At 72.8% G+C, this 12,082-nt stretch carries 10 protein-coding genes; 5 read left to right on the forward strand and 5 right to left on the reverse strand.

Features of this window, described 5'->3' with window-relative positions; genetic code table 11:
• Nucleotides 1-4: 4 nt before the first annotated feature.
• Both ACZ58N_RS22015 and ACZ58N_RS22020 read left to right on the forward strand, forming a co-directional pair.
• Nucleotides 5-994: an aldo/keto reductase gene (locus ACZ58N_RS22015; RefSeq protein ID WP_281210490.1), complete on the forward strand. Its 990-nt coding sequence runs from the start codon at nucleotides 5-7 to the stop codon at nucleotides 992-994.
• A gap of 199 nt (nucleotides 995-1,193) precedes the next feature.
• The gene (locus ACZ58N_RS22020) at nucleotides 1,194-1,577 is read left to right on the forward strand and encodes an MmcQ/YjbR family DNA-binding protein (protein WP_471162426.1); all 384 of its coding nucleotides are present in this window, start codon (nucleotides 1,194-1,196) and stop codon (nucleotides 1,575-1,577) included.
• Here the strand turns inward: ACZ58N_RS22020 and thpR are convergent.
• The 3 genes from thpR to ACZ58N_RS22035 all read right to left on the reverse strand — a co-directional run bounded on the left by thpR (nucleotide 1,541) and on the right by ACZ58N_RS22035 (nucleotide 3,964).
• A complete protein-coding gene (gene thpR, locus ACZ58N_RS22025) occupies nucleotides 1,541-2,095 on the reverse strand; it encodes an RNA 2',3'-cyclic phosphodiesterase (RefSeq protein WP_471162429.1) in 555 nt (184 codons plus the stop codon). The two genes, ACZ58N_RS22020 and thpR, sit on opposite strands and share 37 nt — an antisense overlap.
• A 62-nt stretch (nucleotides 2,096-2,157) precedes the next feature.
• A complete protein-coding gene (locus ACZ58N_RS22030; RefSeq protein WP_471162432.1) occupies nucleotides 2,158-3,501 on the reverse strand; it encodes an MFS transporter in 1,344 nt (447 codons plus the stop codon).
• Between the two features lie 25 nt (nucleotides 3,502-3,526).
• Nucleotides 3,527-3,964 (reverse strand): MarR family winged helix-turn-helix transcriptional regulator, encoded by a 438-nt coding sequence (locus ACZ58N_RS22035; RefSeq protein WP_471162435.1) that lies wholly within the window; start codon nucleotides 3,962-3,964, stop codon nucleotides 3,527-3,529.
• A 168-nt stretch (nucleotides 3,965-4,132) separates the two neighbouring features.
• Here ACZ58N_RS22035 and ACZ58N_RS22040 point away from each other — a divergent pair, with 168 nt between their 5' ends.
• The gene (locus tag ACZ58N_RS22040) at nucleotides 4,133-4,315 is read left to right on the forward strand and encodes a ribbon-helix-helix protein, CopG family (protein WP_266574969.1); all 183 of its coding nucleotides are present in this window, start codon (nucleotides 4,133-4,135) and stop codon (nucleotides 4,313-4,315) included.
• A 5-nt stretch (nucleotides 4,316-4,320) separates the two neighbouring features.
• On the opposite strand, the gene ACZ58N_RS22045 is transcribed toward ACZ58N_RS22040, so the two are convergent.
• Nucleotides 4,321-5,748 carry an NCS2 family permease gene (locus ACZ58N_RS22045; protein WP_471162438.1) on the reverse strand — a complete coding sequence of 476 codons (1,428 nt, stop codon included), beginning with the start codon at nucleotides 5,746-5,748 and terminating at the stop codon, nucleotides 4,321-4,323.
• 138 nt (nucleotides 5,749-5,886) lie between these two features.
• On the opposite strand from ACZ58N_RS22045, the gene ACZ58N_RS22050 reads away from it, so the two are divergent.
• On the forward strand, nucleotides 5,887-6,174 hold the full coding sequence (locus ACZ58N_RS22050) for a DUF2530 domain-containing protein (protein ID WP_471162441.1): 288 nt from the start codon (nucleotides 5,887-5,889) through the stop codon (nucleotides 6,172-6,174).
• A gap of 214 nt (nucleotides 6,175-6,388) precedes the next feature.
• A complete protein-coding gene (locus tag ACZ58N_RS22055; protein ID WP_471162443.1) occupies nucleotides 6,389-8,842 on the forward strand; it encodes an HAD-IC family P-type ATPase in 2,454 nt (817 codons plus the stop codon).
• Nucleotides 8,843-8,896: 54 nt separating this feature from the next.
• Here the strand turns inward: ACZ58N_RS22055 and ACZ58N_RS22060 are convergent, their stop codons facing one another.
• Entirely contained in the window at nucleotides 8,897-12,061 is a 3,165-nt protein-coding gene (locus ACZ58N_RS22060; protein ID WP_471162446.1) for a sacsin N-terminal ATP-binding-like domain-containing protein, read from the reverse strand.
• Nucleotides 12,062-12,082 lie beyond the last annotated feature (21 nt).

Raw genomic sequence — 12,082 nt, forward strand, 5'->3', positions numbered from 1 at the left:
CACCATGAAGTACACGCAGCTCGGACGCACGGGCCTCAAGGTCAGCCGCCTCGTACTCGGCACGATGAACTTCGGCCCCCAGACCGGGGAGCCGGAGAGCCACGCCATCCTGGACGCCGCCCTCGACGCCGGCATCAACTTCGTCGACACGGCCAACGTGTACGGCTGGGGCGAGAACAAGGGCCGTACCGAGGAGATCATCGGAACCTGGTTCGCCCAGGGCGGCGACCGCCGGGAGAAGACGGTCCTCGCCACGAAGGTCTACGGCTCCATGTACCGCGAGGCCGACACCTGGCCCAACTACGACCGCCTCTCGGCGCTGAACATCCGCCGGGCCGTCGACGCCAGCCTCAAGCGGCTCGGTACCGACTACATCGACGTCTACCAGTTCCACCACGTGGACCGGCGGACCCCGTTCGAGGAGATCTGGCAGGCCGTCGAGGTCCTGGTCCAGCAGGGCAAGATCCTCTACGCGGCCTCCTCCAACTTCCCCGGCTGGAAGATCGCCCAGGCCAACGAGACGGCCGCGCGCACCGGGCGGCTCGGCCTGGTCAGCGAGCAGTGCCTCTACAACCTCGCCGAGCGGCGTGCCGAGATGGAGGTCATTCCGGCGGCCGAGGCGTACGGGCTCGGCGTCATCCCCTGGTCCCCGCTGCACGGCGGTCTGCTGGGCGGTGCGATCCGCAAGGCGGCCGAGTCGGGGCGCACGGCGTCCGGGCGGTCGGCGGACGCGCTGGCCAACAGCACGGTCCGCGCGCAGGTCCAGGCGTACGAGGACCTGCTGGACAAGCACGGCCTGGAGCCCGGCGAGGTGGCCCTGGCGTGGCTGCTGACCCGCCCCGGGGTCACGGGCCCGATCGTGGGTCCGCGCACGCCGGAGCAGCTCGCGTCCGCGCTGCGGGCGGTGGAGCTGGAACTTCCGGAGGAGGTCCTGACGGGCCTCGACGAGATCTTCCCGGGACCGGGCCCGTCGCCGGAGGCCTTCGCCTGGTAGCGGGCGGCCGGGGCGCCCGCCGGCCGGCTACTGGCCGACGGCGGCCGCCACGGCGACGACGAGGAACATCAGCACGAGCACACCGGCCATGACACGGTTTCTGGTCTTGGGATCCACCCTTCGAGCCTAACGCGGCTCCCGTCGCCCCCGCGTACGGCCCCCGGCCCCACGGGCGGGGGCGGTGCGCGAGACTGCCGTCATGGTGACCGTGGAGGACGTACGGCGGCTGGCGCTCGCGCTGCCGCGCACCGAGGAACACCTCGTGCGGGACCGGGTGAAGTTCCGCATCGGGCGGATCGTCTACCTCGCCCTCTCCCGCGACGAGACCGAGCTGGGCTTCGCCTTCCCCAAGGAGGAGCGGGCCGCGCTGGTCGCGGCCGAGCCGGACAGGTTCTCCCTGCCGGGGGCCGGGGACATGCGCTACAACTGGGTCCACGCGCGAATGGCCGCCCTCGACGCGGCGGAACTGGCGGAGCTCGTCACCGAGGCGTGGCGGATGTGCGTACCCGCCCGGGTGGCGCGGGAGCACCTGGCGGGCGACCCCGGTCAGGGGGACAGCGGCCAGGCCCGTACGACCTCGTAGCGGGGCTGTTCGCCCGGTACGCCGGCGGTGGGCAGGTTGCTGCGGACCAGGCTGAGGGTGTCGACCTGCCACGGGGTTCCCTCGAACCCGGCGAGGGCGTCGAGGCACGGCCGCAGGTCGCCGCCGGTGCGACTGCGGGCCAGGGTCAGGTGCGGGGTGTAGCGGCGGTGCCGGTCCATCGGGACGCCGGCGCGGCGGGCCGCGGCGTCGGCGCGTTCGGCGAGCAGCCGCAGCGCGTCGAGGCCGCCGGCGGCACCCACCCACAGGGCGCGGTCGCCGAAGTGCCCGGCGCCGTGCAGGCGCAGCGGGAACGGGGCGGTGCGGGACGCGGCCCGGCCGAGCCGCTCGTACAGGTCGGGGAGCACCTCGTCGCGGACCTCCCCCAGGAAGGCGAGGGTGAGGTGCCATCCCGCCTCGGCGGTCCAGCGCAGTCCCTCGGGGCGGGGGGAGGTCGCGACGGCCGCCCGGAGCTCGGCGGTGGCCCCGGGGGAGGGCAGTACGGCGGCGAACAGCCTCATGCCCCCGACCCTACGCCCGCCCCCCGGGGGGCGGGCCGTCGGTTTCGGGGAGCCGGTGGGGGTCAGGCGGCGGTGGTGAGTTCCCGGCGCGGCGCGGCGGGGACGAAGGTGACGCCGCGGCGGCCGACCCGCAGGCGCAGGTTGCCGATCCGGGAGAGGACGACGGCGATGGCGAGCGCGGCGGTGAGGGAGATCAGGCCGCCGGCGGCCATGCCGACGCGGGCGCCCCAGGTGTCGGTGATCCAGCCCAGCAGCGGGGCCCCGAGGGGGGTGCCGCCGGTGAAGACCATCATGAACAGCGCCATGACGCGGCCCCGCATCTCGGGGTCGGTGGCCATCTGGACGCTGGAGTTGGCGGTGACGTTGACGGTCAGGCCGAAGATCCCGATGGGCACCAGCAGCGCCGCGAACAGCCAGAACCCGGGGGCGAAGGCCGTGACGGTGAGGAGCCCGCCGAACATGACGGCTGCCGCGACCAGCAGCCGCAGCCGGGAGTGGCCGCGGCGGGCGGCCAGCAGGGCCCCGGCGAGGGAGCCGGCCGCGATGAGCGTGTTGAACAGGCCGTACGTGCCGGCGTCGCCGTGGAAGACGTCGCTGACGAACGCCGACAGCCAGATCGGGAAGTTGAACCCGAAGGTGCCGATGAAGCCGACCAGGGCGATCGGCCAGATCAGCTCGGGCCGACCGGCGACGTAGCGCAGTCCCTCGCGCAGCTGTCCCTTGGCGCGCGGCTGCGGTTCGACGGGGTGCAGCTCGTCGGTCCGCATCATCAGCAGGCCCGCGATGGGCGCGGCGAAGGACAGTCCGTTCAGCAGGAAGGCCCAGCCGGAGCCGACGGCGGTGATGAGCACGCCGGCGATCGCCGGGCCGACCAGCCGCGCGGACTGGAAGTTGGCGGAGTTCAGGCTGACCGCGTTGGCGACCTGGTCCTTGCCGACCATCTCGGGGACGAACGTCTGCCGGGCCGGGTTGTCGAGGACGGTGACCAGGCCGAGCAGGAAGGCCGCCAGGTAGACGTGCCACACCTGGACGTGCCCGGCGAGGGTCAGGGCGGCGAGCGCGATGCCGGTGAGGCCCATGGCGCCCTGGGTGGCCAGCAGCAGCGGCCGCTTGGGCAGCCGGTCGGCGAGGACGCCTCCGTAGAGGCCGAACATCAGCATCGGCAGGAACTGCAGGGCGATGGTGATGCCGACGGCGGAGGCGGAGCCGGTCAGTGAGAGGACCAGCCAGTCCTGGGCGATGCGCTGCATCCAGGTGCCCGTGTTCGAGACGACCTGGCCCGTCGCGAAGAGCCGGTAGTTCCGGATCCTCAGCGAGCTGAACATGGAGCTCTTGCCCGCCGGCGCAGTGGTGGTGGGGGTGGATGTGTGGCCGGGTGCGGAGTCTGCTCCGGTTCCCGTACTCAAAAGCGTTCGCCTCCTGGCGTCGTTCCTAAAGGTGCGCGAGCTTCTCCAGGACGGGGGCCGCCGCGCGGAGCTTGGCCCATTCGTCCTCGTCGAGCTCGGCCGCGAGCCCGGCCAGGAAGGCGTTGCGCTTGCGACGGCTCTCTTCGAGCATCGCTTCGGCCACCTCGGTCTGGCGGACCACCTTCTGGCGGCGGTCGTCGGGGTGCGGCTCCAGCGTGACCAGTCCCTTGGCCTCCAGCAGCGCGACGATGCGGGTCATCGACGGGGGCTGGACGTGCTCGCGGCGTGCCAGCTCACCGGGGGTGGCCTGGCCGCAGCGGGCGAGGGTGCCGAGCACCGACATCTCGGTGGGGCTCAGCGACTCGTCGACCCGCTGGTGCTTGAGGCGCCGGCCCAGCCGCATGACGGCGGAGCGGAGGTCGTTCACGGCGGCAGCATCGTCGCCATGGGAAAGGTCAGGCATGTATTTAGAGTAACTCATTACTCTCCCTAAGGAACACCGGGTTGATCGAGCCGTGGGACACACCCGGGACGTGGCGCGCCACACACCGCAAAGATCGAGTCACTCGTACGGGTGAGTCGGGCGCGGAAAGCGGCACGCGTCCGCTACCTGTGGCCCGACTCTTTCGGCATGGGGACACATGTGCTGAGCATGCGCATAGACGGGGAGCTGCTGGAGCGGCTCCGGCACCATGCCGCCAAACGCGGAATGAGCGTCCAGGACTATGTCGTCCGGACGCTCATTCGCGATGACTTCGACGAGCGGTTCAAGACCGCGGTCGACGAGACGGAGAAGTTCTACGGCCTTACGTGAGGGCCTTACGTGAGGCCGAGGGCCGGCATCGCGTAGTAGAAGACGAAGACCGCCGACACGACGTACATCGCGGCCGGGACCTCGCGGGCCCGGCCCGTCGCGGCCCGCAGGACGCAGAAGCTGATGAAGCCGATGCCGATGCCGTTGGTGATCGAGTAGGTGAAGGGCATCATCACCATGGCCAGGAAGGCCGGGACGGCGATGGTGAAGTCGCTCCAGTCGATGTCCTTGACCGAGCCGGCCAGGATCAGGAAGCCGACCGCGACGAGCGCGGGGGTGGCGGCCTGGGAGGGGACCATCGTGGCGAGCGGCGTGAGGAACAGCGAGACGGCGAAGAGGCCACCCGTCACGACGTTGGCCAGGCCCGTACGGGCGCCCTCGCCGACGCCGGCGGTCGACTCGACGAAGCAGGTGGTCGCCGAGGACGAGGTCGCACCGCCCGCGGCGACGGCCAGGCCGTCGACCAGGAGCACCTTGTTGATGCCGGGGAAGTTGCCGTCCGCGTCGATCAGCTTGGCCTCGTCGCCGACGCCGAGGATGGTGCCCATCGCGTCGAAGAAGCAGGACAGCAGCACGGTGAAGACGAAGAGGACGCCGGTGACCAGGCCGACCTTGCCGAAGCCGCCGAACAGGCTGACCTGACCGACGAGCCCGAAGTCGGGCGCGGCCACGGGGTTGCCCGGCCACTCGGGCACGGTCAGGCCCCAGGCGAGGCCCGGGAGGTCGGTGACCAGCTGGACGCCGACGGCGACCACCGTCATGACGACGATGGAGATCAGGATCGCGCCGGGCGTCCTGCGGATCAGCAGGGCGAGCGTGAGCAGGACGCCGACCACGAAGATCAGGACCGGCCAGCCGTGCAGGTGCCCGTCGGTGCCGAGCTGGAGCGGGACGGTGGTGTGGGCGGCGTCCGGGATGCGGGTGATGAAGCCGGAGTCGACCAGGCCGATCAGCATGATGAACAGGCCGATGCCGATCGCGATGCCCTTGCGCAGGCCCAGCGGGACGGCGTTCATGACCCGCTCGCGCAGACCGGTGGCGACCAGCAGCATCACCACGAAACCGGCGAGGACGACCATGCCCATGGCGTCCGGCCAGCTCATGCGCGGGGCCAGCTGGAGGGCGACGACGGTGTTGACGCCGAGACCGGCCGCCAGCGCGATCGGGACGTTGCCGATCACGCCCATGAGGAGGGTGGTGAAGGCGGCCGTCAGGACGGTGGCGGTGACGAGCTGGCCGCCGTCGAGCTGGTGCCCGTACATGTCCTTCGCGCTGCCCAGGATGATCGGGTTGAGCACGATGATGTAGGCCATCGCGAAGAAGGTGGCCAGACCGCCCCGGACCTCGCGGGCCACGGTCGAACCGCGTTCCGAGATCTTGAAGTAGCGGTCCAGGCCGGTGGTGGGGGCCGCGGCGGGTGCCGAGGTGCTCATGCGGTCCTCAAACTGGTCTATAGGTGGTTCGTACGAACGAATCAGGCCGTAGGCAAACCGTTTCAGTATGAACACATCACTGGAGGCCAGTCCATCTCCGCGCGTAGACCCGAAAACAGGCCACCTAGACTGGGCGGCATGGCGAAGTGGACAGCGACACACGAGGCGCCCGAGCCCCTTGAGGGCCCGGTGGTGGCCACCATCACGGGCGGAACGATCCTCTGGTTCGCCATGTTCGTCGTCCAGCTGCCCTTCTACGGCTGGTTCGCCGACCGGGACCTGCTGTGGTGGCTGTGGACCTGCGCCGCCGGCGGCGCCCTCGGCCTCATCGGCATCTGGTACGTCCGCGGCCGTGACGCCGCCCTCAAGCGGCACGCCGCCGAGCAGGCGGACCGGGACGCGGCCGCCCCCACCACCGACCGGTAGTCCCACCCGCCACCGGGCCCGACCCCTACCGGTGGTCCCGTCCGCCACCGCGCCCGATGCCGACCGGTGGTCCCGACCGACGCCGACCCGTAGGCGTGCCGGGGGACGCGCGGGCGGGACGCGGGGGACCAGGGGAGGATTCCGCTCATCCTCAGGTCGGATCTTGCGACCGCTCGGCGGGTGAACCGTTCGAACCCCGTTTACGGTCGGAAGCATGACGCAGCGGGCGAAGACCGACCAGGACGGGCCGGAGCGGTCCGGCGCCGCCATCGACGCGGGGGCCGAGCTCGATCCGGTGCACCCGGTCACACCGCCCGCCCCGCGCTTCAAACCGGCCGGCCTCAGCACCGCGCAGGTCGCCGAACGGGTCGCCCGCGGCGAGGTCAACGACGTCCCGGTCCGCTCCTCGCGCTCCACCACCGAGATCGTCCGCGCCAACGTCTTCACCCGCTTCAACGCGATCATCGGCGTCCTGTGGGTGATCATGCTGATCGTCGCGCCCATCCAGGACAGCCTCTTCGGCTTCGTGATCATCGCGAACACCGGCATCGGCATCATCCAGGAACTGCGCGCCAAGAAGACCCTCGACGGCCTCGCCGTCATCGGCGAGGCCAAACCCAGCGTCCGTCGCGACGGCACCACCGCCGAGATCTCCACCTCCGCGATCGTCCTCGACGACGTCATCGAGCTGGGCCCCGGCGACAAGGTCGTCGTCGACGGCGTCGTCGGCGAGGCCGACGGCCTGGAGATCGACGAATCCCTCCTCACCGGCGAGGCCGACCCCGTCCTGAAGAAGCCCGGCGACCAGGTCATGTCCGGCTCCTTCGTGGTCGCCGGCGTCGGCGCCTTCACCGCCACGAAGGTCGGCCGGGAGGCCTACGCCGCCCAGCTGGCCGAAGAGGCCTCGCGCTTCACCCTCGTCCACTCCGAGTTGCGCTCCGGCATCTCCACCATCCTCAAGTACGTCACCTGGATGATGATCCCGACCTCGATCGGGCTGATCATCAGCCAGCTCGTCGTCAAGGAGAACAACCTCAAGGACGCCATCGCCCGGACCGTCGGCGGCATCGTCCCGATGATCCCCGAGGGGCTCGTCCTCCTCACCTCCGTCGCCTTCGCCATCGGCGTCATCCGGCTCGGCCGCAAGCAGTGCCTCGTCCAGGAACTGCCCGCCATCGAGGGCCTCGCCCGCGTCGACGTCGTCTGCCTCGACAAGACCGGCACCCTCACCGAGGGCGGCATGGACGTCACCGAGCTCCGCCCGCTCGGCGGCGCCGACCCCACCTACGTCAAGAAGGTCCTCGGCGCCCTCGGCGAGTCCGACCCCCGCCCCAACGCCAGCCTCCAGGCCATCATCGACGCCTACCCCGACAGCGCCGAGTGGCGCTGCACCGAATCCCTGCCGTTCTCCTCCGCCCGCAAGTACAGCGGCGCCGGCTTCAGCGAGGGCGACGGCGAGAACAGCACCTGGCTGCTCGGCGCCCCCGACGTCCTCCTCCCCGCCGGCGATCCCGCCCTGGAGGAGATCGACGGCCTCAACGAGCAGGGCCTGCGCGTCCTGCTGCTGGCCCGCTCCACCCGCGAACTCGACGACCCCGCCGTCGCCGACGAGGTCCGGCCCACCGCCCTGATCGTCCTCGAACAGCGGCTGCGCCCCGACGCCGCCGACACCCTGCGCTACTTCGAGGACCAGGACGTCAAGGCCAAGGTCATCTCCGGTGACAACGCCGTCTCCGTCGGCGCGGTCGCCGGGAAGCTCGGGCTGCCCGGCGCCCAGAACACCGTCGACGCCCGGGGCCTGCCCGCCGACCGGACCGAGATGGCCGCCGTCCTCGACGGGAACTCCGTCTTCGGCCGGGTGACCCCGCAGCAGAAGCGGGACATGGTCGGGGCCCTCCAGTCCAACGGTCACACCGTCGCCATGACCGGCGACGGCGTCAACGACGTCCTCGCCCTCAAGGACGCCGACATCGGCGTCTCCATGGGCTCCGGCTCCGAGGCGACCCGGGCCGTCGCCCAGATCGTCCTCCTCAACAACAGCTTCGCCACCCTGCCGTCGGTGGTCGCCGAGGGCCGCCGCGTCATCGGCAACATCACCCGCGTCGCCACGCTCTTCCTCACCAAGACGGTCTACTCGGTCCTGCTGGCCGTCCTCGTGGTCTGCTCGCAGGTCGAGTACCCGTTCCTGCCCCGCCACCTGACGCTGCTGTCCACGCTGACCATCGGCATCCCGGCGTTCTTCCTGGCCCTCGCCCCGAACAAGGAACGGGCCAAGCCGCACTTCGTGAAACGCGTCATGCGCTACGCCATCCCCGGCGGCGTCATCGCGGCCACCGCCACCTTCGTGACGTACATCGTCGCCCGCGCCCACTACAGCGGCCCGGAGGCCCTGGAGGCCGAGACCAGCGCGGCGACGCTGACCCTGTTCCTGACCTCGATGTGGGTCCTGGCGATCATCGCCCGCCCGTACACGTGGTGGCGCGTCGGACTGGTCGGCGCCATGGGCGGCGCCTTCCTGATCGTCCTGGTCGTGCCGTGGCTCCAGGAGTTCTTCCAGCTCAAGCTGGTGGGCGTCACCATGCCGTGGATCGCGGTCGCGATCGCCGTCGGGGCCGCGGCCCTGATCGAGTTCGCGTTCCGCTGGGTCGACCGCAGGTTCCCGGCGTAACGCCCGCGGACGGACGGGGCCCGGACGTCGCCGTCCGGGCCCCGCGCGCGGGTGTCAGTCGAACCAGCGGTCGCGGGCCAGTTCCGCCGTGCGGGACGGGTCCTCCAGGAGGGCCGCGACCTCGAAGCGGCGCGGCCACTGGTGCGCCGCCCAGGCCAGACCCGCCGCCACGCCCTCCAGGGTGGCCGCGTGGAGGGTGCCGTCCGGGGTGCGCCGCCAGTCCAGTTCGATGCCGCCCGCGATCAGCTCCTCGTGCTCCAGGTACGTCGGCGGGGTCGCCGGCCCCAGCAGCACCCGCACGGACTCCGGGACCTCGTGCTCCTCGCCCGGGGTCGTCACCTCCGCCGGGACGGTGTCCGAGAGGCGCCGCACCTGGAGCAGGTCCGCCAGGTCGGCCGCCCGGGCCGGCGCCACCGGCAGCAGCGGCAGGCCCCCGGTCAGCGGCAGCAGGTCGGGGGCGTCCGCGACGAGCGCGTCGGCCGCGTCGACCACGACCACCTCGCCGTCCACCACGGCCCGCAGCTCGTCCGGCAGCGTCACCTGCTCCGGGTCCAGATCGGCCAGCGCCCCGTACAGGCCGTGCAGCCGGCCGCCCGTCACCTCGCGGTCCGGGTCGGCGAGCCGGGCCAACAGCTCGGCCGCCCCGCCGGGCTCCTCCAACAGGGCTCGCACGGTGGTGCGCACGCCCAGCGCCCGCAGCACCTGCTCGTCCTCGAAGCCGGTCGCGTCCGCCGGCGTGTACAGGCCCTCCAGCAGCGGATCCCCGCCCGCCGCGCGCAAACCGGCGGGGCGGCGACCGTCGAGCACCGGGTGGTCGCGCAGCCACCAGGCGGTGTACGGGCGCACGGACTGCGTCGTGCCGTCGGGGAGCAGGATCCGCACGGGCTGGACGAGGGCGTCGCGCAGCGGGGGCTGCGCCAGCATCGCCAGGGCCTGCGGCCAGCGGTCGTCGTCGACGAGGTCGAGGTCGCGGACGGCGACGAGTTCGGTGGCCACCGGCGGGACGGGGGTGTCGGGGAACTGGTCGAGGAGGTCCTCGCACCACACGTCGACGGCGTCGAGCAGGCCGACGTCGTCGGGTTCGGCGAAGTCCCCGTCGCGGGGCTCCAGGTCGTCCGGGTCGAGGACGACGTCGGTGGCGCGGACCAGCTGGAAGGCGGTCAGCACCCCGCAGGCGGCCAGCGTTCCGGCATCCCACCGCGCGGCCAACTCGGCGTCCAGGTAGGGGATTTCGTCCTCGCGCAGGACGGACGCCAGCGGGCTCCCGGCGAGCAGGAGTTCGCCGGCCGGGGTGAGTTCGCCGTCCTCGTCGGGCAGCGCCAGCGCGCCCAGCCACGGTTCGTCACCGGCGGCCAGGCCGGCGTCGCGGACCAGGGTCAGGACGACCTCGGCGAGTTCGTCGGCGTCGAGGGCGTCCTCGTCCCAGATCTCCCCGACGTCGAGGGAGCCGGCCACGGCGGCCCGGATCTGCGGGGTCGTCAGGACGGCGCGCGGGGTCGCGGGCAGGGCGCCGAGCTTCTCCAGCAGCGGGTGCGCGGCGTCCGGGTGGGCCACCTTCAGGCCCAGCCGGGCCAGGTCGGCGGGGGTGTCGGTGCCGGGCAGCAGCAGGTGGCGCGGGCCGATCGCGGTGCGGCCGTCGGCGAGGGGGACGGGCAGCCCGGACAACCGGTCGGGGTCCACCCCGGCGAGGCTGTCGTAGAGCCGGTGCCACCACTGCGGGGTGCGCTCGATGCCGGCGATCCGCTCGATGGCGTCGCCCAGCGGCAGCCGGCCCACCCCGAGGGTGCGCAGCTCGGGGCGGCGCTCCAGCCCGGCGGGCAGCAGGGTCGGCAGGACCTCGGCGAGCACCCGTACGGTGTCGGCGCCGGCCCCTTCGACGATCTCCGCCTCGAAGGGGCGCAGTGCGGCCCGCCCGCCGGGCTCGGCGTGGTCGGTGGCGGACGGGTCGGCGGATCCGTCGGCGGGGACCGGCGGGGCCGCCGGGGCGAGGAACGCGGTGCGGGGCAGGCGTTGCAGGACGGCGGCGCGCAGGGCCCCGTCGAGTTCGCCCTTGCCGAGGGGGCCGGGCACCAGGTCGACGAGGGCGGTGGTCACCGGGTCCCAGGAGCCGAGGAGTTCGGCGTAGGCGTCGGCGGCGCGTTTCACCAGGAAGTCGGTCAGGGGTCCGGGGGCGGGGTGGCGGCGCGAGGTGTCGAGCGGCAGCGAGGCGATGAGCAGCGCGGGGATGCCCAGCGGTTCGTCGGTGGGGGTCGGCGCGTGGACGACGGGCGCGGTCCGGGGCCGCTCGGGGGCGCCGTCCGGGTCGACGGGGGCGGCCCAGGTGACGGTCCAGGTGGGGCGCAGCCGTTCCTCGACGGGCCGGTCGGCGAGCAGTTCCCGCTCGATGGGCCCGCTGTGACGGACGGTGCGCCAGCGGTGGGTGCCGGAGGCGGAGTCCTCGATGACGGTGTACGGGCCGTCGGTGGTCCGGTAGAGGACGCGGTGTCCGGCGGCCGGGGTCTCCACGACGACCTCGCGCAGGCCGGGCAGGGTGAGGAGCAGCGCGTCGTCGATGCCGGCCAGCAGCCGTTCGACGAGTTCCTCGGCGGCGGCGTCGCGCAGCGGGAGGACGACGACGGTGTCGTAGCCCTCGGGGGCGGTGCCCTCGGCGGGCAACGGCAGGCGCAGCAGCGGGACGTGGCCGTCGCGGCGGCGCAGTTCGTCGCCGAGGCCCGGGCTGCCGTTGGAGGCGTCCCGGGCCATCTCGCGGGCCTCGGCGAGGGACCAGCGCACACCTCCGTGGCGGCCGAGCACCGCCGGTTCGTCGGAGACGGCCAGGACGGCCGCGAAGCCGACGCCGAAGCGGCCCACGGTCTCCCCGGCGCCGCCCGGTTCGCGCTTGGCGGAGGCCCGCAGGGTGCTCAGCGACTCCACGCCCGTGGCGTCGAGCGGGGCCCCGGTGTTGGCGGCGGCGAGGACGGCGTGCCCGCCGTCGCCGGGGTGCAGGGTGAGCCGCAGCCGGCCGGGGACCTTGGCGCGGGCGGCGGCGTCGGCGGCGTTCTGCGCCAGTTCGACGACGAGCCGGTCCCGGTAGCCGCCGAGCGCCAGGTCCTCCTCGGCGTTGGCGTCCTCCCGGAATCGGGCCGGTCCCGCGCCCCAGGCGTCGAGCACCCCGCGCCGCAGTCGTGCGGTCCCGAAGGGGTCCCCGCCACTTTGTGCCGCCGTCACTCGCACGCTCACGCCGCTGCCTCCAAGAACTCG

Source organism: Streptomyces sp. NPDC040432 (assembly GCF_055595445.1).

What these genes read in the sequence shown, in the direction of transcription:
- ACZ58N_RS22035 (WP_471162435.1), bottom strand. Translation starts at nt 3,964, where the DNA reads ATGCCTGACCTTTCCCATGGCGACGATGCTGCCGCCGTGAACGACCTC.
- ACZ58N_RS22045 (WP_471162438.1), bottom strand. Translation starts at nt 5,748, where the DNA reads ATGAGCACCTCGGCACCCGCCGCGGCCCCCACCACCGGCCTGGACCGC.
- ACZ58N_RS22020 (WP_471162426.1), top strand. Translation starts at nt 1,194, where the DNA reads ATGGTGACCGTGGAGGACGTACGGCGGCTGGCGCTCGCGCTGCCGCGC.
- thpR (WP_471162429.1), bottom strand. Translation starts at nt 2,095, where the DNA reads ATGAGGCTGTTCGCCGCCGTACTGCCCTCCCCCGGGGCCACCGCCGAG.
- ACZ58N_RS22015 (WP_281210490.1), top strand. Translation starts at nt 5, where the DNA reads ATGAAGTACACGCAGCTCGGACGCACGGGCCTCAAGGTCAGCCGCCTC.
- ACZ58N_RS22055 (WP_471162443.1), top strand. Translation starts at nt 6,389, where the DNA reads ATGACGCAGCGGGCGAAGACCGACCAGGACGGGCCGGAGCGGTCCGGC.
- ACZ58N_RS22050 (WP_471162441.1), top strand. Translation starts at nt 5,887, where the DNA reads ATGGCGAAGTGGACAGCGACACACGAGGCGCCCGAGCCCCTTGAGGGC.
- ACZ58N_RS22040 (WP_266574969.1), top strand. Translation starts at nt 4,133, where the DNA reads ATGGGGACACATGTGCTGAGCATGCGCATAGACGGGGAGCTGCTGGAG.